Source organism: Haloarcula sp. KBTZ06, assembly GCF_048595605.1.
GTDB classification, from domain to species: Archaea; Halobacteriota; Halobacteria; order Halobacteriales; family Haloarculaceae; genus Haloarcula; species Haloarcula hispanica.
On the sequence record NZ_CP184337.1, the window covers coordinates 2,522,971 to 2,543,962 of the forward strand.

Sequence of the window (20,992 nt, forward strand, 5' to 3'; positions counted from 1 at the left end):
ACGGCTGAAATGGACGGTATCGACCCCGATACACAGCCATCGATGTCGGTCCACGAAGCGACACAGAAAGTGCTGCGGACCGACCTCGCCATTGGCATCGGCGGGGCGGTGCTTGGCTACGCGGAGGCGGGGACAGCACTGGTCGACGTACTGGCGGTGGTTGTCGGGTTCGGACTCCTGACGGGGATCACGGTGGCTGTCGTCGAACACGACGCGGTCCCGGGCGTCTACCCGGAGGTCGCCGCACTGGCGGCGTTCATCGTGCTGTCCGGGGCTGTCGCCGGCCTCGTGACGCTTTCCGAGGCGTCGGTGACGCTCGTACTCGCGGCCGTTCTCTCGGGCTTCGGTGTCGGTGTCATCGGCAACCGGCTGCTCTACGGGATCGTTTTCGGCGTGCCGGCATACCGGCTGACCCGAGTCCGAGAGACCTCGTAGCTAAGCGGTCTGTGACCCATCCGGAACCAGATTTCACTCGGGGAAGAACGGTTCAGGGTCCTTGTGGGTGACGGTGACAACCTCGTCGTCGGTGAGCGGTCGGATGTGTGAGTACAATCCGTGGTCGGCGGCGACCTGCGAGAGGTCCGCGCGGTCGGTCTTGTCGTAGTACAGCGGCACGAGCACGGCGAGGTCGTCGCCACATTCCAGCGCGACGAGCAGGAACACCATCCCGTCGTCGGTCGCCCGGAACACCTCGCTGCGCTCGACGGTGCGGTCTTCGAGCGCGTCGGCGACCCGCCGGAACTCGTCGCCGGGAACCACGACATCGAAACCGAGCCGCCGGGTCTCCGGCTCGTATTCGCCAGTCTGTTCAGCCATCGTTCGCGGCTCGCCGGTCAGTACCGCCACGTCTCCGGGGTGGAGTTCGATAGCCTCGCGCCCGTCGTCGCGGTACTGTGTCGCCGTGGCCGCCATGTCCTCGATGACCTGCTCCCAGTGACCGACGACACGGTCGAAGGGGTTAGACTCGGGGTCGACAGGGTCGTTCATACGTCGAGTGTGGCGGCGGCCGGGATAAATTGTTGGTGGGCCAGTGGCACAACAGTTTTACTGGTATTTTGAGAAGAAGGCGACAGATGCGCGACCTCTTAACATTATCTGACCTCCGAACCCAGTTCGAGACGGACCGCGGCACCGTCAAAGCCGTCGACGGCATCGACCTCACTGTCAGGGAGGGCGAAACCGTCGGTCTGGTTGGCGAGTCGGGATCAGGGAAATCCGTCACAGCGTTATCGGCAATGGACATCGTCGACGAGCCCGGACACATCGCCGGCGGGGAGATCCGGTTCGGCGCGCTTGAGACAGTCACACGGCTGTCTCGGCAGTATCCGAAGGCAGTACGGACGGCCGACAGCGACAGCGGTTTCATCACCATCGACGCGGCGACGGTCGACCGGAACCGTGTCCCCGACTCGGTTTCGACGACGGCTGACGACAGGACGCTCGCCGAGCAGTTCATTCGGAAAGCTCCGAAAAAGGCCCTTCCGGAGGGCGGCGACGCGCCCGTCACGATCACCGACGGCTACGTCGACCTGACGGCAGCCCCGGAGCGGGTGATGCGGGACATCCGCGGCGGCGATATGGGGATGATCTTCCAGGACCCGATGACATCGCTGAACCCCGCGATAACGGTCGGCGAGCAGGTCGCGGAGAGCCTGCGCCTCCACCGCTACGGGAGCAAGCGGAACGACTCGTGGTTCAACGCCGTCCGGGAGATTACGCCCTCGCTCAGCCGGGGCAGCGAGATGGACGAGGAGATCCGGTCGGACGTTATCTCGCTGCTGGAAGAGGTCGGAATCCCGGAGCCGGCCGACCGCGTCGACGAGTACCCCCACGAGTTCTCCGGCGGGATGCGCCAGCGCGTCCTCATCGCCATCGCGCTGGCGTGCCGCCCGAAGCTGCTCGTCGCCGACGAGCCGACGACGGCGCTCGACGTGACTATCCAGGCACAGATTCTGGACCTCATCGACGACCTCCAGGCGGACCTCGGGATGTCGGTCCTGTTCATCACGCACGACCTCGGCGTCGTTGCAGAGACCTGCGACCGCGTCGCCGTGATGTACGCCGGCGAAATCGTCGAGGAGGGGCCGGTCGAGGAGATATTCCAGAACCCGTCACATCCCTACACGTACACGCTGCTGGAATCGATACCGGGCGAGGGAACGGAGCGGCTGACTCCAATCGAAGGAAACGTTCCCAGCCTCATCGACATGCCCGAAGGGTGCCACTTCGCTGACCGCTGTCCGTGGGCCGAGCCCGAGTGTCGCGAGGGCGAGATTCCGTATCTCCAGCACGGGCCGGACGACGTCACCCACCGCTCGAAATGTATCCTCGAATCGTTCGATACAGACGAATACGGTACTGGCGACGCCGGCGTCGCCGCGACGGAGACGACGCGAACGGACAGACAGCTCATGGAGGTCGACGGGCTGAAAAAACACTTCTCGCGGGCCGACGACCTGCTCGACAAGTACATCGGGCGCGAGCCGGAGTCGGTCAAGGCCGTCGACGGCGTCTCGATGGATATCTACGAGGGCGAGACGCTGGGGCTCGTCGGCGAGTCCGGCTGTGGGAAATCGACGACTGGCCGGACCATCCTCAGACTGCTAGAACCGACAGACGGGACCGTGGTCTTCGCCGGCCAAGACCTCGCGGACCTCGACAAGGATGGCCTGCGGGAAGTCCGTCGGGACCTGCAGATGATCTTCCAGGACCCGATGTCCAGCCTCGACCCGCGGATGACAGTCGGCCAGACGATCATGGAGCCGCTGAAGATCCACGACCTGCCGGAAGACACCGGTGACGGCTCACGCCGGGAACAGCGGGTCGACCGCGTGGCCGACCTCATGGAGGCGGTGGGGCTCGATCCGGACCAGTACGACCGCTACCCGCACGAACTGTCAGGCGGACAGCGCCAGCGGGTCGGCATCGCTCGCGCGCTCGCCGTCGACCCCGATTTCATCGTCTGTGACGAACCCGTTTCGGCGCTGGACGTGAGCGTCCAGGCACAGATAATCAACCTTCTGGAGGACCTCCAGCATGAGTTCGGCCTAACGTATCTGTTTATCGCCCACGACCTGAGCGTGGTTCGCCACATCTGTGACCGGGTCGCGGTGATGTATCTCGGTGAGGTGGTCGAAGTCGCCGACACGCCGGACCTGTTCGCGGACCCGAAACATCCCTACACGCGGGCACTCATGTCGGCGATCCCGGAACCGGACCCGACCGTGGAGGCCGACCGGATACTGCTGAAAGGCGACGTTCCGTCGCCGATCGACCCGCCGTCGGGCTGTCACTTCCGGACACGCTGTCCCGAAGTCATCCCGCCCGACATCGACATCGAACAGGAGATGTACCGCGAGGTAATGGACTACCGGCAACGGGTCGAGGACGAGGCCATCGCCATCGATGCAGTTCGGAAGCAGGCCCGAAAAGCCGACAGTGCCACAGCGGCGACGGACGGTGGCGCAGACCTTACCGAGCCCCCGAGCGGCAGGGGAGAGGTACCGATGGCAGCGTTCAAACAGACGATGGTCGACCGGTTCTTCGAAACGAGCCTGACCGGAGAGAACCGCCGCGTCGTCGAAACGTCGATTGAGCATCTCGCGGACGAGGACTGGGACGCCGCCGCGTCGGCGCTACGGGATCGATTCGAAAGCGTCTGTGAGACACAGCACCCCGAGCTGCAACCGGACTCCCACCCAGCAGCGTGTCACCTCTACGAACAGGAGGACGAAAGCAGTAACTGAATAATATTACTTAGCTGCACATAACTATCAACATATATATAGCAGAATCATTGATCTATCCGGTACAATTATAATATATCTGTTTGAACAAAGTTCCATGTCATCCGGTGATTCTCTGGACAGACGGAGCTTCCTTACCGCGGCCGGCAGTGCCGCGGCAGCCGCAACGCTCGCAGGTTGTTCCGGCGACGGCGGCGATGGTGGCGGAACCGAAGGTGGAGACGGTGGCGACGGCACTGGTAGCGACGGCGGGGACGGCGGAAGCGACCAGACGCTCGTGTACGCCCGCGGTGACCACCCGGAAAACTACGACCCACAGCAGTCGACCAGCGGCGAGGTGGCGAAGGTCACCAATCAGGTGTTTGACACCCTCATCCAGTTCGCGGCCGGGAGCGGCGGCCAACTCGAAGACGCGCTCGCGACCGACTACACTCTCGAGGGAACTACCGCGACGCTGACGCTTCGCGAAGGTGTAACCTTCCACAACGGCGAAGAGTTCACCGCGTCAGATTTCAAGGCAACCTGGCAGCGGTTCACCCAGAGCGACTACGAGTACTACCTCGGCGACGATACCCGGTCGGGGTACGGTCCGTTCACGCTCGGCGACTGGATCGAAAGCGTCGACGCGAGCCAGGACTACGAGCTGACAATCGAGCTTACACAGCAGTTCGCGCCGTTCCTTCGGAACCTCGCGATGTTCGCCTCGGCAGTCCTCTCGAAAGCCCAGATCGAATCGATGGGCGACAATCAGGCCGACCTCGGAAGCGAACCCGCGGGCACCGGGGCCTTCCAGTTCGATACGCTCGACAACCCGAACGAGCGCATCCGACTGCGGGCCAACAACGACTACTGGGGCGACGGCCCGAACGTCGGAACGGTCATCTTCAAGACCATCACCGAAAACAGCACGCGAGTGCAGGACGTCATCAACGGGGCCTCACACATCACAGACAACCTTGACTCCTCCGGATTCCAGCGCGCCGAGGAAAGCGGGACTGCGACGCTGTTGCGGAAGGACGGCATCAACCACGGCTACATGGCGATGAACATGGCCCGGTTCGAGCCGTTCCGGGACCGGCAGGTCCGCCAGGCCATCGCCCACGCCGTCAACACCGAGGCCATCGTCAACCAGATCTACCAGGGCTTTGCAACCCAGGCCTCCCAGCCGCTCCCACCGGACGTGCTCGGGCACAACGACGACCTCGATCCGTATCCGACGGACAAGGAGAAGGCCCAGTCGATGCTCGAAGAGGCGGGCTACGGCGACGGCTTCGAGTTCGAACTCGCGACGTTCTCGAACCCTCGCGGATACAACCCCAGCCCGGTCAACACGGCGAATCAGGTGAAGTCTGACCTGGAGGAAATCGGTCTGACGGTCAACATCAACCAGTTCTCCAACTTCGGGCCGTATCTGGACTACACGTCGGCCGGGAAACACGACGCGTGTTTCCTCGGCTGGTACACCGACAACGCCGACCCGGACAACTTCCTGTACGTCCTGCTGGACCCGCAGGTCGAGATGGACGCCGTCCCCGACGGGCAGGACTGGGTCAGTTTCGACGCCGACGGGTACAACACCCTCAACGTGTCCGGCTGGGCCAACGCCGACTACATGGAACTGGTCCGGGAAGCCCAGAAGACCTACGCGGAGGGCGACCGCGAGACGATGTACGAAGAGGCCAGCCAGATAGCCTACGACGAGTCCCCGTGGGTGTTCATCGACTACGCCGAGACGCTCCGGGCGGTCAACGAGGCTGTCGTCGAAGACACCTACACGATCAGCTCCGTAGGTGGCCCGTATCTTAACACAGTCGAACTGCAGTAGCGCTTCAAGGGAACTTCCGAATGAACTGGACACAGTTTCTTTTCAGGCTGGCTGAGCCGGTGGTACCGCCACGGTTCGTCATCAAGCGACTGCTGTTGCTCATCCCGGTGCTGTTCGGCGTCGCGTCAGTCGTCTTCGCGATCCTCCACCTGGCTCCGGGCGACCCGGCTATCATTATCGCCGGCCAGCGAGCGTCGGCCGAACAGCTCGAACAGATACGTGTTGAACTGGGACTTCGGCGGCCGCTCTGGGAGCAGTACCTGACCTTCCTGTGGGACGCAGCACGGTTCGACTTCGGACAGTCCTACAGCATTAGCCGCGGGAACAGCGTCCGCTCGGTCATCTCCGACCGACTCCCGATCACGCTCGAACTCGCGATTTACGGCCAGGCAGCGGGTATCCTGCTCGGACTGCCGCTGGGCATCATCTCCGCGGTCAAGCAGGATTCGCTGACGGACCACGTCACCCGGATCGGAGCACTGACGGGTATTTCCGTCCCGATATTCTGGTCCGGTCCGCTGCTCATCCTGCTGTTCTCGACGTACCTTGACGTGTTCCCGACCAGCGGGCGTATCGCCTCAACGCTATTTCTGCCCGACACCTGGACGCTGCTCGGCCGTGAGCTGCCCCTTACCGGGATGATAACAGTCGATACAATACTGCTCGGGAACACCGAGGCCTTCCTCTCGGCGGCGCATCACCTGTTCCTGCCGGCGGTGGTCATCGGCGTCTACTCGACGGCACTGATCTCGCGGATGATGCGCTCCTCGATGCTCGAAGTCATCCGGCAGGACTACATCCGGACCGCGCGGGCGAAGGGTCAGGGCGCGAAAATCACGCTGATGAAACACGGCTTCCGGAACGCGCTGATTCCGGTCGTCACCGTCATCGGTATCCAGTTCGGGACGCTGCTGGGCGGGGCAGTCCTGACCGAGACCGTGTTCGGTATCAACGGGATGGGGCTGACTATCGTCACCGCCATCGGCGTCTCGGACTACCCGGTCGTACAGGGAACGGTGCTCACCTTCGCCCTGCTGTTTACGCTCGTGAACCTCTTCGTCGACGTCACATACAGCTATCTCGACCCACGGATTCAACAATGAGTACGGACACCGAGACACGGGGCACGCTGGGACGCCTGCGGGCGTCCCCGTTCCTCGCCGACCTGCTGACGAACCGCCTCGCCGTCGTCGGGCTGACGATCATCCTCGGCATGGCCGCTGTCGCCATCTACGCCCGCGTGACCTACGACCTCGGCGCGCTTGCCAGCTCACAGCTCGGTACCGAGATCGCTGACCGCGCACCGCCCGGCTGGCTCGGTCCCGCGCCCGCGAATCAACAACTGTTCGGGACGGACGCGGCGGCCCGTGACATCTACAAGCGGAGCCTGTACGGCGCGTGGCTGGCCCTGAAGTTCGGGACGATTACCGTCGGTACATCGACTACCGTCGGTGTCGGCCTGGGTATTATTGCGGCGTACTACGGCGACGTGACCGACAACGTCATCATGCGAACGATGGACGTCCTACTGGCGTTCCCGCCGCTGTTGCTCGCACTTGCGCTGGTCGCCATCTTCCCGCGAGACCTTGGGCTCTGGCGGGCCGTGGTGGCGCTCGTGCTGGTGTACACGCCGCGGTTCGCTCGGGTCGTCCGCGGAGCCGCGCTCAAAGTGCTCGAAGACGAGTACGTCGACGCGACAGTTGCGCTCGGCGCGACCGACCCGCGGGTGCTCGTCCGGCACATCCTGCCGAACACGCTCGCGCCGATTACCGTCCAGTCGACGCTGAACTTCGGGCTCGCCATCATCGACCTCGCGGCCCTGTCCTTCCTCGGGTTCGGTGCACAGGCCGGGACGCCGTCGTGGGGCCTGATGCTCTCCCGAGGCGTCGAGAACGGCCTCCTGACTGGTGAGTGGTGGCTCTCCTTCTTCCCGGGGCTGTTCCTCGCTATCACCGTCCTCGGGTTCAATCTGCTCGGTGACGGGATGCGTGACGCGCTCGACCCGCGGATGCGTGACGCGATCGACTGATGGCCCAGAACGGTGACCCACCGCGGCTCCGGCAGTACGTCGCGGCCCGGGCGCGACTGGTGGGGAGCGGTCTGGTCGTCGGCCTCCTGCTTGGCGGCCTCGGAACGGCGGGCTGGACGCTCTACACCGGTGATGCACGGTCGAGTGAAGCGGCGGTGTTCGCCCTCGGCGCGCTCGTGTTCGGCTTCGGCCTGCTGGGCTGGTCGGGGTCGATACTCGCCGGCCGCGGCATCGAAGCCATGCAGGAACACATGGGCACGCGAAGCAATTGGACCGAGCGCGATTCGCGGCGGGCAATGGCCCGGCTCTGTGGCGGTGGCGGCGGAATAATGGTCGGGACCTCAGTCGTCGCGGCGTTACTCTAGCCGCTCGCTGTCCGGGCCGCGGACGTTCTCGCCCTGATGGTCGTAGAACACGTCTTCCTGCGGCGTTGCATCGTCAGCCAACGCGTCGCCGCGCTCGTAGACGACCGTCCCACGGACCATCGTCCATTCGGGGAACACCGCCTCACGGCCCTCGAACGGCGTCCAGTCGCATTTCGAGTGGAGCGCCGCACCGCTGATCTCACTCGTCTCGGTCGTGTCGACGAGCACGAGGTCGGCGTCCTTGCCGGCTTCGATGGCACCCTTCTGTGGGATGTCGAACACGTCGGCCGGGTTGCGTGCAGTGAGGTCCCGAACGCGCTCGTAGGTGAGCCCGCTGTCCGGGTCCCGGGCTTCGGCTAGTAGGAGCGGGAGGACAGTCTCGACGCCGGGAACACCCGACGGCGCGTCCCAGATGCTGGCGTCTTTCTCCTCGCGGGTGTGTGGCGCGTGGTCCGTCGCGATCATATCGACGGTGCCGTCCACGACGCGCTCGTAGAGCTTTTGACGGCGTTTTTCGCGGCGCAGAGGCGGATTCATTCGCCCGAACGTCCCCAGTTCCGAGAGGTCGCGCCGAGAGAGCAGCAAGTGATGGGGCGTCACTTCGGTCGTCATTCCGGCCTCGCTGGCGATGTCGACGCCCTCCGGCGTGGAGGTGTGAGCGATGTGAATGGTCGCGTCGTGCCCTTTCGCGACGGAACAGGCCCGCTCGACGGCCTTTTCTTCAGCTTTCGCGGTCCGGAACGCGCTCCAGGCGTCGGCGTCGTCGCGGGCCCTCGCGTCGTCGTTGAAGTAGTCGGCGTCCTCGGCGTGGACCGTGACCGGCACGTCGGTGTCAGCAGCGGCCTCCAGCGCGTCGGCGAACAGGTCGGCCTCGATACCCATGTCGCCGGTCGAATCCGCGAGGAACACCTCGCCGAGTGCGAACAGGCGACGGCGCAGGAGGACGTTCGGAATCCAGTCAGCCGTGACGCCCCCGTTGATACCCCAGTCGACGACCGAGTCGGCGGCGAACTCGGCTTTCTGGTCGAACGCCTCACCGTCGACGGTCGGCGGGTCGGTGTTTGGCTGGTCGACGACAGTCGTGACGCCGCCGGCCGCCGCCGACCGTGAGCCGCTCTCCCACGTCTCCTTGTGCGGGTAGCCGGGCTGGCGGAAGTGGACGTGTGCGTCAATCATTCCCGGGAAGAGGCGTTTGCCGGTCGCTTCGATGACGTGCTGGTCGGTCGCGTCGAGGTCGCGGCCGACTTCGACGATGGACTCGCCACGCACCCGGACGTCGCGCTGGTGGCCGTCCGGCAGCGTCGCGTTACGGATGAGCATACGCCCAGTCGGCCGGGCGCACCCCTAAGTCTCTCGGATAGCGCTCACCGACACATCGCGGCCGTCAGCCAGCGACCGCTCCAGCGCCACGATAACCTGTTCGGGGTCGTCGGTTCCCCCAGCGTTGGCGACGCTCCCGACGCTCTGGGGGTCGAACGGGACATCGATTGCCTCGTAGATGGGAGCCAGCACCTCGGCGATAGCCTCGTGGTCCCGAACGACGACGATGCCGCCGACGACAGCGACGGACTGGCGGACGCGCTGTGCGAGCCCCGCGATTTTGCCATCGGCCTGCAGCGAGTGGCTCCCCGGACAGAAAGAGGCGTCCGGTTCGCCCGTCCGAGCGGTGACGCCGCAGTCGTCGAGCGCGCGCTTCACAGCGGCTTTGGCCCACTCGTAGCGGTCATCGATAGACCCTCGCGGGTCATCGGTCGGGACGGCAATGGAAAACGAGACAGTCGACCCGGTGTAGGCGACGGCGCGACCCCCCACGGCGCGCTCGATGACGGTGTAGCCCCGGTCGCGAGCGGCCCGGCGCGCTCGGTTGTAGCCGTCGCTGTTCGTGTCACGGCGGCCGAATGCGACCTGTCTGTGCGGTCGCCAGGCTCGCAGGGCTGGCTCGCGGTCCTCGGCGACCGTCTCGGCCATCTCGCGGGTCCGCTCGAAGTCGGTTTCCGGGTCGGCGGTGCGACCCCGTAGCAGACGCATAGCGGACCGTACGGCCCCTCGGGCTTAAAACGGTCCGCCGGTCAAGCAGATACCCCTCAGCGGTGGATAGCGAACAGGCGACACATGGCCGTCGCGGCGGGACGTGTCGCGCTCCCGCTGCCCCCGCCGCGGTCGTCGTCAGCGCACACGAACCGGTGGCCTCGGCATGGGTCTTGAACTCTCGGGCGACAGAGCCATACCGACACACGCCTAATCGCCGCCGATGGTCGTCACGATACCGCGAGGCGTACTCTTTCAGTATTACCGCTTTTCCCTGTACAACTCGCCGTTCGACGCCCACGACAAGGGGTGTGCCATCGACCTCTACCCAGACGGCGAGCGCGCGCCGTCGCCGGTCGCCGGCGAAGTGCTGGACACGAAGACGGTGCAGGCCCCGCCGAAGGCCTACGCCGCCGAACACGACCATCTCATCCTGATCGACACCGGCGACACTGTGGCTCGGCTGCTGCATGTCGACCCCGCCGTCGAACCCGGCGAGACGGTGGCCGTCGGCGACGACCTCGGGGAGCTGGTCCGGGCGGGCTTTTTCGCGCCGTGGGTCCCGAACCACATCCACCTCGGCTTCCGTGATCCCGACGCGAACCCCTACCGGGCGTCGGGGTCGCTGCCGGTCGACGTGGCTGTCGACGTGACGCCGCTTTCCTGGGACGGGACCGGCACCGTCGTCGCCGGCGGCGAAACGTGGGTCCGACTTGACGAACCTGCTCATCCGGCACCTGGTGAATCCTTCGTCGGCATCGCCAACGACGCCGACGGCGGCGATTCCGGAGTCCTCGACGGCGGGCTCCCACACTACTCCGGAGGCGGGCTGCTGGGCCGTGACGGAACCGACGCCGCAGCCCTTGCAGGCCAGCACGTCGGGACAGCGGACGGCCGCACGGTCACATGGGACGACCTGACCGTCCTGGCAAACGGCGAACCGATAACCGGCATCGCGCTGTTCTGTGGCCGCGAACGCTTCGGCGCGAAGCTCGTCGGTGAGACCATCGACCTCGCCGTCGGTGACGAGGTGCAGGTGACTATCGAGCAGGCCACGACCGGTGACGAGGCGTCTCTGTAACTACGATTTGTCGTACCGCTCGGGATGTGCGCGGAAGTCCAGGTCGTACTCGGGACCTTCCTTGACCTCGGCCATGTCGCCGCGAATGGGTCAGCCCCCATCTCAGGCGAAGGCGAGTTCGCCCCGGTCGGTCAGTTCGCCGAACAGCCAGTCGGCGTGTTCCAGCGCGTACTCGCGGTGGTCGTCCTCGATGTAGCCGACGGCGTCCTCGACGAGGATCGGGCGGTAGTCCCGCAGGCCGGCGCTAGAGGCGGTGTGGAGCACGCAGACGTTCGCGAGCGTGCCACAGATAGCCAGGTCCGTGACGCCGTGGGCGTCGAGCCACCCCTCCAGTTCCGTCTGGTAGAAGGCGTCGTAGGTGTGCTTGACCACGGTCAGGTCCTCGTCCTGCGGGTCGAGGTCCTCGACGAGTTCGGTCTCCCAGGAACCTTCGACGACGTGTTCGCCCCACCGGTCGAACTCGTCGTAGTAGTGAGTGTCCTCGAACTGGTCGGGTGGATGGACGTCGCGGGTGAACACGACTTTCGCGCCGGCCTCACGGGCGCGCTCGACGAGTTCGGCGCAGGGCTCGATAGCCGCTTCGCTGTCCGGTGCGTAGAGGCTTCCATCGGGGTGACAGAAGCCGTTCTGCATATCGACGACGACCAGAGCGGTCTGTGCTGGGTCGAGTTCCATGCGGGACCTTGGGAGGGCGCGACTACGAAAGTTACTCCCACGGTGAATTTCGGACGGCGGGAACAAACACGAGCAGTCTTTCTGACCGACGAACGTTCCCGCGATTAGCGTGTGACTTTTCACTGTGGTAACCCAGCGTAAAGGTAGATGCGCCGCCCTTTCGCCCTCGTCGTTCTCTGTGCCGTTGTGCTGTTACTGGCGGGCTGTCAGGCACCCAGTGCGTCGCCCGAGATGGAAACCGATGGCGACGACCTGACGCCGAGCGAGCCCGCGACCGACTACGGGAGCAACGACTCCGCCCCGCCAGCGCCTGCGACGGACCGGCTGGGCTACGAGAACGGCTACTGGTACAACGAATCGCTGTCGATAACAACCGGGGACGGGCTGAACGAGACGGAGCGGGAAGCCGTCGTCGCCCGGACGATGGCCCGCGTCGAGCGGATTCGCGGTCTGGAGTTCGAGGAGACAGTGCCGGTCTCCGTCGTCTCGCGAGCCGAGTATCGAAACAACACGGGCGGCGGCGAAACCGGCGATTCGCTGCGTCGGTTCGACAACGCGAAGTTCGAGGCGCTGTTTTTCATCGGCGAGGACCGCGACTCCATCGCCGTCCAGAACAGCAACCGCGGGGAGAGCGTGCTTGGCTACTACAGCAGCCAGCGCGGTGAAATCGTCATCGTCAGTGATTCCGAGACGCCGACGATAAGCCGGGGGACGCTGGCCCACGAACTCGTCCACGCCCTGCAGGACCAGCACTTCGGCCTCGAAAGTGACGCGCGGACGCGGGATCAGGTGCAGGGTCGAAACGGAATGGTCGAAGGCGACGCCGTCGCCGTCACCCAGACCTACACCGACCGCTGTGGCGAGGAATGGCGCTGTATCGACAGGCCCGCCCAGAGCGGCGGTGGCGGCGGCGACCGCCACTTCGGCATCAACTTCATGCAGTATTTCCCCTACAGCGACGGTCCCGGCTTGATTGGAGCCCTCCGAGAACGCGGCGGCTGGAGTGCTGTCAACGACGCCTACGACGACTATCCCGACGGGGCCGCCGAAGTGACCTACCCCGAGCGCTACCCCGAATGGGAACCCGAGTCCGTCTCGCTGGCGGACCGGTCCAGCGACGACTGGGAGCGGGTCAGACCCTCGACCGACCGGGACCGGCCCGACTACGCCGTCGTCGGTCCCTCTGCCATCGCCGGGTCGATGGCGTACACCATCGCCGATGACTACAACGAGTCGAGCGTCGTCCGGACGCGTGACGTCATCAACTACGAGGACGGATCGCTGGACAGCGACGACCCGTACAACTACGACCTGCCCGCCACCGACGGCTGGCAGGGCGGCCGGATGCACATCTACGACAACGGCGACGAGACGGCCTACGTCTGGAAGACGACCTGGGACAGCGAGGCCGACGCCCGCGAGTTCGCTGACGCTTGGGAAGCGGTCATCGCCCACTGGGGCGGTACCAGAACCGCGGAGGGCCACTGGGTCATCGAGGAAGATAGCCCCTACACCGACGCTGTCGCCGTCAGAGTCGATGGGGAGACGGTCACCGTCGTGAACGCGCCGACAGCCGACGAACTCGACGAGGTCCACGATGCGTAAGGAACTGCTCATTGCGCTGGCGGTCGTCTTGGCGGGCTGTACGGTCCCATCCTTCGGCGGCAGCGACCACCCTGCAACACCGACCGGTGACGATGCCATCGGCTACGAGAGCGGCTACTGGTACGACGACTCGGTGTCGGTGACGACCGACGACGGCCTGAACGAGACGGAGCGAGAGGCTGTCGTCGCCCGGACGATGGCCCGCGTCGAGCAGGTCCGTGACTTGGAATTCAAAGAGCCAGTCCCGGTTTCGGTCATCTCCCGGGCGGAGTACCAGAACCGGTCCGGGGGCAACGAGGGCGGCGGCAGCAGTCGTCCACAGGACCCCTGGAACGACCAGGTGTGGGAAGCGCTCTTGCTCATCGGCGAGGACTCCGGTAGCAGCGACGAAATCGACGACACGCTCTCGACGACGGTCCAGGGATACTACTCACCGAGCGAGGACGAAATCGTCATCGTCAGCCCGACGGAGACGCCACAGATCGACCGGCGCACGCTCTCACACGAACTCGTTCACGCCCTGCAGGACCAGCACTTCGGGCTGAACGGCTCCGCGGAGACGCAGGACACGCAACTGTCACGGCAGGGCGTCACCGAGGGCGAGGCCAACTACGTCCGCATCCTCTACGAGCGCCGCTGTGGTGACGGCTGGGGCTGTATCGCGCTCCCGGACCGGACCAGTGACGACGGCGGAAGCAGCGACGGAGACGACGCCAGCCAGCAGCCGAGCTACAACGAGGGGCTGTTCACCGTCCTCTACCAGCCGTACGTCACCGGGCCGCGGTTCGTCGACCAGGTGCGCGCTGACGGCGGCTGGGACGCCGTCGACGCCCTCCACGACGACTTCCCCGACAGCACCGAGCAGGTGCTCCATCCGGAGAAATATCCCGACGAAGAGCCCGTGAACGTCAGCGTCGCTGACCGCTCGACCGACGAGTGGAGCCGCTTCGACCACGACCCGGTCGGCGACACGGTCGGGGAGACCTCGATCTACGCGATGATGTACCACAACGGCCAGACGGAGGGCGACCGCTACAGCTACGAGAGCGAGATGTCGGCGGGCTGGGGCGGTGATCTCGTCGTTCCCTACCGCAACGGCTCCGGCGGCTACGGCTACGTCTGGGAGATCCGCTGGGATACCGAGGAGGACGCCAGCGAGTTCGCACAGGCGTATCGGGCGGCACTGACCGAGGAACACGACGCCAGCCAGCCCCGGAGTAACGTCTACGTCGTCCCAGCGGACGACCAGTTCAACGACGCCTTCCGCGTCGTCCGGTCCGGCAAGACCGTCCGCATCGTCAACGGCCCGACAGTGAGCGATCTCGACGAGATTCACCAGCCAGCGGAGTCCTGAGGGCCAGTCGCCGACCGGACCGCTTTTTTCGCCACACTGAAAACACCGTGTTATGACCGAGGAGTTCGACGTCGTCTCGCCAGAGGCGATTCGCGAGGGGCGGGCGACCGACGCCTACTTCGACCGGACAATGGAGACGCTGGAACACGCCGGAAAGAACCCGGACGTGGTCGCCGAAGTGACGGCGAACCAGTTCGCGACGGGGCAGTGGAAGCTGCTGGCGGGGCTGAAAGACGCCGCCGAGTTGCTTGAAGGACGGAGCGTCGACGTTGACGCGCTCCCCGAAGGACAACTGTTCGACGGCGGCCCGGTAATGCGAATCGAGGGGCCGTACCGGGAGTTCTGTCGCCTGGAGACGGCGCTCCTTGGCTTTCTCTCGCATCCGACAGGCATCGCGACGCGGGCACTAGAGGCCCGCTACGCCGCACCGGAGTCGACGGTGCTCTCCTTTGGCTCGCGTCACGTCCACCCGTCGATAGCGGCGATGATCGAGCGCTCGGCGCTGCTGGGCGGTCTCGACGGTATCTCGAACGTCGCCGCGGGAGAAATCATCGGCCGGGAGGCCGGCGGGACGATGCCACACGCGCTCATGATCTGCTTCGGACGGGGCAATCAGGAAGAAGCGTGGCAGGCCTTCGACGCCGCGGTCCCCGAGGAGACGCCCCGCATCGCGCTGACGGACACCTACAGCGACGAGACCGACGAAGCGCTCCGCGCAGCGGAGGCCGTCGATGACCTCACAGGCGTTCGACTGGACACGACCGGCTCCCGCCGTGGGGACTTCCGCCACATCGTTCGAGAGGTACGCTGGACGCTGGACGCCCACGGCCACGAGGACGTGGACCTGTTCCTCTCCGGCGGACTTACCCCGACGACGCTCCGGGAGCTACGGGACGTGGCCGACGGCTTCGGCGTCGGGGGCTACGTCGCCAACGCCGATCCGCTGGACTTCGCGCTGGATATCGTGGAACTAGACGGCGAGCCGGCGGCCAAGCGGGGGAAGCTTACCGGCACAAAATCGGTGTACCGTACCGCCGACGGCGGCCACCACATCGGCCTGGCCGACCGCGACGCGCCGGAGGACGCCGAATCGCTACTGGACCCACTGATTCGTGACGGAGACATCGTCAGGGAGTTCGACCTCGACGGGGCCATCGACCGCGCGGCGGCGGACGCCGAACGGGTCGACTACGAAGGCGCGACCGCAGCCGAGTAACGGGCGTTAAGTCGGCGGCCCGCGAACAAAGGGTATGGTCGACCGCATCATGAAGGTCAACGCGTACACGACCTTCGACCTGCTCGACGGTGAGGTAGAGGGCCACGGCTTCGAGGAGGAGGCCCTGGCCGTGCTGAACGTGACCGCGCCGCGGAAGAACCCGGACCACGTCGAACTCCAGTTAGAGATGGACAACACCGACCTCGACGCGGTGAAACCACATGCGGACTCAGTGACGCTGTCGGCGGCCCAGGCACGCGAACTCGCCGCCGAACTGGAGGAGTACGCCGGGAAGGTCAAAGACGCGCAATCGGAGTAGTCTGTTCGTCTCAGCGATAATCATGCACCGCTACGGGTCGGTAATTCTATGGTGTGAAGACACATACCACGAAATATGTCAACCGAGACGCCCGGTAATCCAGCCGCACGGGAGCTGGGTTACTGCCCGTGCTGTGGCTACCAGACACTCCCCGAGGGGCGGCCCGGGTCGTACGAGATGTGTCCGGTGTGTCACTGGCTCGACGACCCAATCCAGTTCGGCGACGCGGAGTTCGTCAGCGATACGAACCATGTGTCGCTGACGGAAGCGCGCGAGAACTTCAGCGAACACGGGGCGTGTTCCCCCGACGAGGCCGGGGACTGCGAGGAGCCGACCGGCCTCGACCGCGACCCGAACTGGCCTTACGAGGAATAGCAGATACGAAACAGGACTCAAGCTGCGAGCGCGATATCTAGGTACAGCATGACGATGACGCCCGCCATCAGTCCGAGCGTCGCGACGCGCTCGTAGCCGCGCTGGTGGGTCTCGGGGATTATCTCGTCAGAAATCACGAACAGCATCGCGCCCGCCGCAAACCCCATCGCGTAGGGCAGGAGCGGTTCGACGGTCACGACGGCGACAGCGCCGAGCACCGCGAGCGGGATTTCCACGACGCCGGAACGAATCCCGGTGAAGACGGCGTAGAGCCGACGGTCCAGGCCAGCGTTGATCGCTGCGACGGAGACGGCCAGCCCCTCGGGGATGTTCTGGATGCCGATGGCGAGCATCAGCGAGAGCGCGCCCCCGATCCGGAGCGGGTCGCCGGCGGCCGCGCCGAAGCCGACGCCGACGGCCAGCCCTTCCGGGATGTTGTGCAGCGTGATCGCGAGGATAAACAGGATGACGCCCGTCAGTTTGGATTCGTCAATCGAGAGGTCCTGGCTGGGGTTGGCGGCGTCCGACCGCCGGCTCCCGGTCAGGAGGTAGTGGGCGTGCGGGACGAGGCCGTCCGCGCGGTCGAGGAACAGCGCCCCCAGTGCGACGCCGACGAGTGTCGGAATCGGGTTCCCGCCCGAGTACTCCTCGATGCCGGGGATGATGAGGCTCGTGAACGCGGCGGCCAGCATCACGCCGGCGGCGAACCCGAGCGCCGTGTCCAGCGCCCGCTCCGAGGGGTCACGCCAGACCAGCACGAGCGACGCGCCGAAGAGGTTCATCGTCGCGATGATGGTCCCACCTACGAGGCCGTTTATGAGCGGGTCGGTGCCGACGAGGTCGACAAACAGTTCGACGAACCCGGTTTGCATTGTCGAGTAGTGGACGTCGCCCCCTCTTGGATGTACCGGCAGTCGGGAGGTGGCGTCTCAGGTTCTGGCGTCGTCTCCGTACAGAATCGGAAAACCCCGGCTCGCCCAGGTTGTCCAGCCGGCTTCAGGTAGCGCCTTCTAGCTGGTAGGGACCATATTCGAGCGAGTAAACGCTGTGTTAGAACGGTTCCGGCGACCCAACGAGCCGCTGCATCTCCATCGCACTGGAGAAGTCCTCGCGGGAGACCACACGGGTCCCCTCGGGGCCGTCGACGAAGGCGGCGGTGGCTCTGGCGGTGTCGAGTTCGACGAGCACGTCGAAAGCGGCAGTTTCCGAGGCAAAGCGCGGCAGGTCGGTCTCCATCAGGTCGGCGACGGTGTCGGCCTCACGTTCGGCCTTCGAGAGTTCCCTGAAATCGCCGACGGTGACGACGCCGACCACGTCGCCGCCGCGCGTGACAGCGAACTCCGTCCGCCGGTCGGCGAACATCCGGTCGACGAGGTCCTCGATACTGGCGCTGGCCTCGATAGTCGCGTCGAGCGGGCTGGCCACGTCGTCGACGGTCAGCCCTTCCAGCAGGGCGGCCAGGGCAACCGTGCGGGATTCGCTCGACGCAGCACCGTAGACGAACAGCGCGAGCAGCAACAACAGCGGGCTGAACGAGAGGACGCCGACGACGGCGAACAGCACGGCGAACCCGGTCCCGATACGAGCGGCGATGCGAGTCGCCGTCGCGTAGGGTCGCTTTCGCGCGAGCAGCGCCCGGAGCACGCGGCCCCCGTCCATCGGGAACGCCGGCAGCATATTGAACACGGCGAGGAAGAGATTGGTGACGGCCAGCCAGCCAACGACGAACAGCGTCACCTGCGCGCTCGCTGGCAGGGCAAACAGCGCGGCGTAGCAGGCGATGCCAGTCAGAATACTCACGGCCGGGCCGGCCAGCGCGATGACGAGTTCCCGGTTCCACTCCTTGGGCATGGATTCGAGGCTGGCAAGGCCGCCGAGAATCCAGAGCGTGATCGACTCTACCCGGAGCCCGTAGCGCATCGCCGCCCAGGCGTGGCCCAGTTCGTGCAGTGCGACGCTGGCGAACAGACCCACCGCCGCGGCGGTGCCGATGAGCCACGGCGTCTGGCCCGCGGTCAGCACCGTGAGGTCGAGCGTCACGCCGGAGAGAGCGCTCACGATGCCGGCGTACACCGATATCTGAGCCCCGCTACCGATAATCCAGGCCAGCACCGGCAGGAAAATCAGCAGCGAGACGTTGACCCGTATCGGAATCCCCCAGACCGTCGTGATGTGGAAGTTTCGCACGGGCAAGCAAACGGACAGTGGCCGGGTATATCTTCTGATGGGGGCGACGCCAGCGAGTAGCGGCCTTATTCAGGGTGTAGCGTGTACGGACACCTAATGACAGTTCGACACGACGGGCTGATCGTCGACTGGCTGGGGTACGCGACGCTCCGGTTCGCCAGCGACGACACGGTGGTGTACGTCGACCCGGGCCGGTACGGCGTGCTCACCGGCGAATGGGAGCCCCACACGGACGGTATCGGCCACCCGCCAAGCAGCGACTACCGCGCGGAAGACGGCGACGTGGTGTGTGTGACCCACGTCCACCACTACGACCCAGACGGCATCGAGCGCGTCGCGAGCGAGAACGCGACCATCGTCGCCTACGAGGGTATCGACGAGCGCGTGGGCGACCGGGACCTCCCGCCGCTGTCCTCACTGCCCTACGACGTGGTCGAAGTCGGCATGAAATCGCAAACGACGGTCAAGGACGTACCGATCTGGTCGACGCCGGCGTACAACGAACCGGACGGCCCGCATACGCTCCCCGATGGAACGCCCTACCACCCGGAGGGCTTCGGCTGTGGCTTCATGATCGCCGTCGAGGGGACCAGAGCGTTCTATCCGGGCGATTCGGACGTACTGCCGGGGCATCGGACCCTTGAGGTATCGCTGCTGTGTCCGCCTATCGGCCCGCGGGCGACCATGGACCGCCACGAGGCCGCCTCGCTGGCCGCGACCATCGACCCGGACCTCGTGATGCCGGTCCACTACAACACCTTTTCCAACCTCGAAGCCGACTCCCGCGAGTTCGCTGCCGACGTAGCCGAAGCCGGCGTCCCGGTCGTGTTAGACGAGCAGTGAGCGGGCGAAAGATCGGCGTTAGCCACCGTCGGCCCACCCGCTCCGCTCCCGGTGGGCCTCGGCGATCTCCTCGATGTCGTCCGTCCCCAGAACGCCGCGTTCGGTGACGACCGTCACTGCCGATGCCGGCGTCAGGTCGAAGGTGGGGTTGGACACAGCGATGTCGGCGTCACCGTCGTACACCTCCTCTGGCTCCCGCTCTTCTCGGCCCCACGCAGCGCGTGGCGCGATCTTGTCCGTGGCACACACGGCGTAGCAGTCCACGGCCGCGGCGGCCGCCGACAGAGCTGCTGGGCAGGTTCCAACTTTGTTGACCACGCGGCCATCCGGAAGAACTCGGTCGGCCCCGACGACGAGCGTGTCGGCATTCCACACATCCAGTTCGTGACCGAACGCTGCGTCAGTAGTCAGCGTCACCGCGGCGCTGTCGGCGAACGTCTCCGCGACGCCAACGCCTTCACCGCCGGGCCGTGACTCGGCGACGAGCACGGCCGCTGGGGCAGCGGCGTCGACCACTGCACGGACTGTCCCGGAGCGAGACAGCGTCGCGAGGCGGTCACCGACGTGCTCGGCGGCGACGGCGGCGGCGACGCGGTCGGCGGTCACCGCGTGATTCAGCGTTTCGGTCGCCGCCCGCTCGACAGCCGCTGGCGATTCATCGGTCACAGCAGCCATCGCTCGGTTGAGACGGTTCGCGACGACGACCATCGAGGAGCGCGCTTCGCGGATTTCAGCGGCGAGGGCAGCGAGCATGTCCCAGCCGTCACCGTCCCGCTCGGCCATCTCCAGGTCGTCAGACCGTCCGGCATCGGCCAGGGCGGCCTCGTCGCGCAGCACCTCCAGTGCCCGGAGCGACAGCCACGCCGAGCCGTGGGTCCGGTCCTCGCGTACTGTCGCCACTCGCGGGCGAACGCGGTCCCAGGAGGTCCACAGCCGCGGGACCGTCTCGCGGACCAGTATGTCGGGCGGGTGGACCCACGCAGTCTCGGTCGTCTCTTCGTTAGTCGCGACTGTGCGGGCCTCGCAGTCGAACAGGAACGGATGAACGACCCATCGAACGCCCCGGTCGTCGTCAGCGACCCGAAACGAGTCGCCCTGCCGGACGAGCGTCACCGCGTCGACCAGCCCGGTCTCCTCGTCGATTTCGGCCCGTGCGGCCGTCTCCGGGTCCCGATCTCGCCCGGCGTCGTCGGCGACGTGTCCCGCGACCCCGCTCCACTGGCCCTGATACGAGCCGACTGCATCGCTCCGGCGCAACAGCAACACCTCGCCATCGCTGCGTAGGAAGCACGTCACGACAGGGCGTGTCTCCATACGGGCGTGAACGGCTGGCCGGGGCAATAA

General features: G+C 65.8%; 20 protein-coding genes. 13 read left to right on the forward strand and 7 right to left on the reverse strand.

Annotated elements, in window-relative coordinates; genetic code table 11:
* Positions 1 to 9 precede the first annotated feature (9 nt).
* Entirely contained in the window at positions 10 to 435 is a 426-nt protein-coding gene (locus ACNO8S_RS13170; RefSeq protein WP_064288691.1) for a hypothetical protein, read from the forward strand.
* Between the two features lie 33 nt (positions 436 to 468).
* On the opposite strand, the gene ACNO8S_RS13175 is transcribed toward ACNO8S_RS13170, so the two are convergent.
* Complete coding sequence (locus ACNO8S_RS13175; protein ID WP_420182054.1) at positions 469 to 987, reverse strand: DUF7529 family protein; 519 nt, start codon at positions 985 to 987, stop codon at positions 469 to 471.
* Positions 988 to 1,073: 86 nt separating this feature from the next.
* On the opposite strand from ACNO8S_RS13175, the gene ACNO8S_RS13180 reads away from it, so the two are divergent.
* The 5 genes from ACNO8S_RS13180 (at position 1,074) to ACNO8S_RS13200 (ending at position 7,965) form a co-directional block, all read left to right on the forward strand.
* On the forward strand, positions 1,074 to 3,746 hold the full coding sequence (locus ACNO8S_RS13180; RefSeq protein WP_420182055.1) for a dipeptide ABC transporter ATP-binding protein: 2,673 nt from the start codon (positions 1,074 to 1,076) through the stop codon (positions 3,744 to 3,746).
* Positions 3,747 to 3,843: 97 nt separating this feature from the next.
* The gene (locus ACNO8S_RS13185) at positions 3,844 to 5,571 is read left to right on the forward strand and encodes an ABC transporter substrate-binding protein (RefSeq protein ID WP_420182056.1); all 1,728 of its coding nucleotides are present in this window, start codon (positions 3,844 to 3,846) and stop codon (positions 5,569 to 5,571) included.
* 20 nt (positions 5,572 to 5,591) lie between these two features.
* Complete coding sequence (locus ACNO8S_RS13190; RefSeq protein WP_014041363.1) at positions 5,592 to 6,674, forward strand: ABC transporter permease; 1,083 nt, start codon at positions 5,592 to 5,594, stop codon at positions 6,672 to 6,674.
* Complete coding sequence (locus ACNO8S_RS13195; protein WP_014041364.1) at positions 6,671 to 7,600, forward strand: ABC transporter permease; 930 nt, start codon at positions 6,671 to 6,673, stop codon at positions 7,598 to 7,600. The genes ACNO8S_RS13190 and ACNO8S_RS13195 overlap by 4 nt, the downstream gene beginning before the upstream one ends.
* Positions 7,600 to 7,965: a DUF7268 family protein gene (locus ACNO8S_RS13200; RefSeq protein ID WP_050037110.1), complete on the forward strand. Its 366-nt coding sequence runs from the start codon at positions 7,600 to 7,602 to the stop codon at positions 7,963 to 7,965. The genes ACNO8S_RS13195 and ACNO8S_RS13200 overlap by 1 nt, the downstream gene beginning before the upstream one ends.
* Here ACNO8S_RS13200 and ACNO8S_RS13205 read toward each other — a convergent pair.
* Together ACNO8S_RS13205 and ACNO8S_RS13210 are read right to left on the reverse strand one after the other, a co-directional pair.
* Complete coding sequence (locus ACNO8S_RS13205) at positions 7,957 to 9,285, reverse strand: dihydroorotase (protein WP_050037111.1); 1,329 nt, start codon at positions 9,283 to 9,285, stop codon at positions 7,957 to 7,959. The genes ACNO8S_RS13200 and ACNO8S_RS13205 overlap by 9 nt on opposite strands.
* A gap of 24 nt (positions 9,286 to 9,309) precedes the next feature.
* Positions 9,310 to 9,993 (reverse strand): lipoate--protein ligase family protein, encoded by a 684-nt coding sequence (locus ACNO8S_RS13210; RefSeq protein ID WP_420182057.1) that lies wholly within the window; start codon positions 9,991 to 9,993, stop codon positions 9,310 to 9,312.
* A 223-nt stretch (positions 9,994 to 10,216) separates the two neighbouring features.
* Here ACNO8S_RS13210 and ACNO8S_RS13215 point away from each other — a divergent pair, with 223 nt between their 5' ends.
* Positions 10,217 to 11,074, forward strand: coding sequence for a hypothetical protein (locus ACNO8S_RS13215; protein WP_050037113.1), 858 nt, complete (start codon positions 10,217 to 10,219; stop codon positions 11,072 to 11,074).
* Between the two features lie 102 nt (positions 11,075 to 11,176).
* Here ACNO8S_RS13215 and ACNO8S_RS13220 read toward each other — a convergent pair whose 3' ends face one another.
* Positions 11,177 to 11,749, reverse strand: a complete 573-nt coding sequence (locus ACNO8S_RS13220) for a cysteine hydrolase family protein (protein WP_146416869.1) — start codon at positions 11,747 to 11,749, stop codon at positions 11,177 to 11,179.
* Positions 11,750 to 11,896: 147 nt separating this feature from the next.
* Here ACNO8S_RS13220 and ACNO8S_RS13225 point away from each other — a divergent pair, with 147 nt between their 5' ends.
* From ACNO8S_RS13225 to ACNO8S_RS13245, 5 genes are all read left to right on the forward strand, one after another.
* Entirely contained in the window at positions 11,897 to 13,354 is a 1,458-nt protein-coding gene (locus tag ACNO8S_RS13225; protein WP_151145189.1) for an Hvo_1808 family surface protein, read from the forward strand.
* Entirely contained in the window at positions 13,347 to 14,708 is a 1,362-nt protein-coding gene (locus ACNO8S_RS13230; RefSeq protein ID WP_146416867.1) for an Hvo_1808 family surface protein, read from the forward strand. Before ACNO8S_RS13225 ends, ACNO8S_RS13230 begins: the two co-directional genes overlap by 8 nt.
* 52 nt (positions 14,709 to 14,760) lie before the next feature.
* A complete protein-coding gene (locus tag ACNO8S_RS13235; RefSeq protein ID WP_420182058.1) occupies positions 14,761 to 15,924 on the forward strand; it encodes a nicotinate phosphoribosyltransferase in 1,164 nt (387 codons plus the stop codon).
* Positions 15,925 to 15,958: 34 nt separating this feature from the next.
* Positions 15,959 to 16,243, forward strand: a complete 285-nt coding sequence (locus tag ACNO8S_RS13240) for a DUF6360 family protein (RefSeq protein ID WP_420182059.1) — start codon at positions 15,959 to 15,961, stop codon at positions 16,241 to 16,243.
* A gap of 75 nt (positions 16,244 to 16,318) precedes the next feature.
* Positions 16,319 to 16,618: a CPCC family cysteine-rich protein gene (locus tag ACNO8S_RS13245; RefSeq protein ID WP_014041373.1), complete on the forward strand. Its 300-nt coding sequence runs from the start codon at positions 16,319 to 16,321 to the stop codon at positions 16,616 to 16,618.
* Between the two features lie 17 nt (positions 16,619 to 16,635).
* Here the strand turns inward: ACNO8S_RS13245 and ACNO8S_RS13250 are convergent, their stop codons facing one another.
* Both ACNO8S_RS13250 and ACNO8S_RS13255 read right to left on the reverse strand, forming a co-directional pair.
* Positions 16,636 to 17,490 carry a ZIP family metal transporter gene (locus tag ACNO8S_RS13250; RefSeq protein WP_064288685.1) on the reverse strand — a complete coding sequence of 285 codons (855 nt, stop codon included), beginning with the start codon at positions 17,488 to 17,490 and terminating at the stop codon, positions 16,636 to 16,638.
* Between the two features lie 178 nt (positions 17,491 to 17,668).
* A complete protein-coding gene (locus ACNO8S_RS13255; RefSeq protein WP_420182060.1) occupies positions 17,669 to 18,805 on the reverse strand; it encodes a site-2 protease family protein in 1,137 nt (378 codons plus the stop codon).
* 96 nt (positions 18,806 to 18,901) lie between these two features.
* Here ACNO8S_RS13255 and ACNO8S_RS13260 point away from each other — a divergent pair, with 96 nt between their 5' ends.
* Positions 18,902 to 19,648, forward strand: coding sequence for an MBL fold metallo-hydrolase (locus ACNO8S_RS13260; protein ID WP_129755628.1), 747 nt, complete (start codon positions 18,902 to 18,904; stop codon positions 19,646 to 19,648).
* A gap of 18 nt (positions 19,649 to 19,666) precedes the next feature.
* Here the strand turns inward: ACNO8S_RS13260 and ACNO8S_RS13265 are convergent, their stop codons facing one another.
* Entirely contained in the window at positions 19,667 to 20,962 is a 1,296-nt protein-coding gene (locus ACNO8S_RS13265; RefSeq protein ID WP_420182061.1) for an NUDIX domain-containing protein, read from the reverse strand.
* Positions 20,963 to 20,992: the final 30 nt, after the last annotated feature.

Bases quoted from the DNA above. Each gene is read 5' to 3' on its own strand.
- ACNO8S_RS13215 (WP_050037113.1), top strand. From the start codon at position 10,217: ATGGTCGTCACGATACCGCGAGGCGTACTCTTTCAGTATTACCGCTTT.
- ACNO8S_RS13200 (WP_050037110.1), top strand. From the start codon at position 7,600: ATGGCCCAGAACGGTGACCCACCGCGGCTCCGGCAGTACGTCGCGGCC.
- ACNO8S_RS13190 (WP_014041363.1), top strand. From the start codon at position 5,592: ATGAACTGGACACAGTTTCTTTTCAGGCTGGCTGAGCCGGTGGTACCG.
- ACNO8S_RS13240 (WP_420182059.1), top strand. From the start codon at position 15,959: ATGGTCGACCGCATCATGAAGGTCAACGCGTACACGACCTTCGACCTG.
- ACNO8S_RS13265 (WP_420182061.1), bottom strand. From the start codon at position 20,962: ATGGAGACACGCCCTGTCGTGACGTGCTTCCTACGCAGCGATGGCGAG.
- ACNO8S_RS13220 (WP_146416869.1), bottom strand. From the start codon at position 11,749: ATGGAACTCGACCCAGCACAGACCGCTCTGGTCGTCGTCGATATGCAG.
- ACNO8S_RS13245 (WP_014041373.1), top strand. From the start codon at position 16,319: ATGTCAACCGAGACGCCCGGTAATCCAGCCGCACGGGAGCTGGGTTAC.
- ACNO8S_RS13195 (WP_014041364.1), top strand. From the start codon at position 6,671: ATGAGTACGGACACCGAGACACGGGGCACGCTGGGACGCCTGCGGGCG.
- ACNO8S_RS13250 (WP_064288685.1), bottom strand. From the start codon at position 17,490: ATGCAAACCGGGTTCGTCGAACTGTTTGTCGACCTCGTCGGCACCGAC.
- ACNO8S_RS13235 (WP_420182058.1), top strand. From the start codon at position 14,761: ATGACCGAGGAGTTCGACGTCGTCTCGCCAGAGGCGATTCGCGAGGGG.
- ACNO8S_RS13225 (WP_151145189.1), top strand. From the start codon at position 11,897: ATGCGCCGCCCTTTCGCCCTCGTCGTTCTCTGTGCCGTTGTGCTGTTA.
- ACNO8S_RS13185 (WP_420182056.1), top strand. From the start codon at position 3,844: ATGTCATCCGGTGATTCTCTGGACAGACGGAGCTTCCTTACCGCGGCC.
- ACNO8S_RS13205 (WP_050037111.1), bottom strand. From the start codon at position 9,285: ATGCTCATCCGTAACGCGACGCTGCCGGACGGCCACCAGCGCGACGTC.
- ACNO8S_RS13175 (WP_420182054.1), bottom strand. From the start codon at position 987: ATGAACGACCCTGTCGACCCCGAGTCTAACCCCTTCGACCGTGTCGTC.
- ACNO8S_RS13260 (WP_129755628.1), top strand. From the start codon at position 18,902: ATGACAGTTCGACACGACGGGCTGATCGTCGACTGGCTGGGGTACGCG.
- ACNO8S_RS13230 (WP_146416867.1), top strand. From the start codon at position 13,347: ATGCGTAAGGAACTGCTCATTGCGCTGGCGGTCGTCTTGGCGGGCTGT.
- ACNO8S_RS13180 (WP_420182055.1), top strand. From the start codon at position 1,074: ATGCGCGACCTCTTAACATTATCTGACCTCCGAACCCAGTTCGAGACG.
- ACNO8S_RS13170 (WP_064288691.1), top strand. From the start codon at position 10: ATGGACGGTATCGACCCCGATACACAGCCATCGATGTCGGTCCACGAA.
- ACNO8S_RS13210 (WP_420182057.1), bottom strand. From the start codon at position 9,993: ATGCGTCTGCTACGGGGTCGCACCGCCGACCCGGAAACCGACTTCGAG.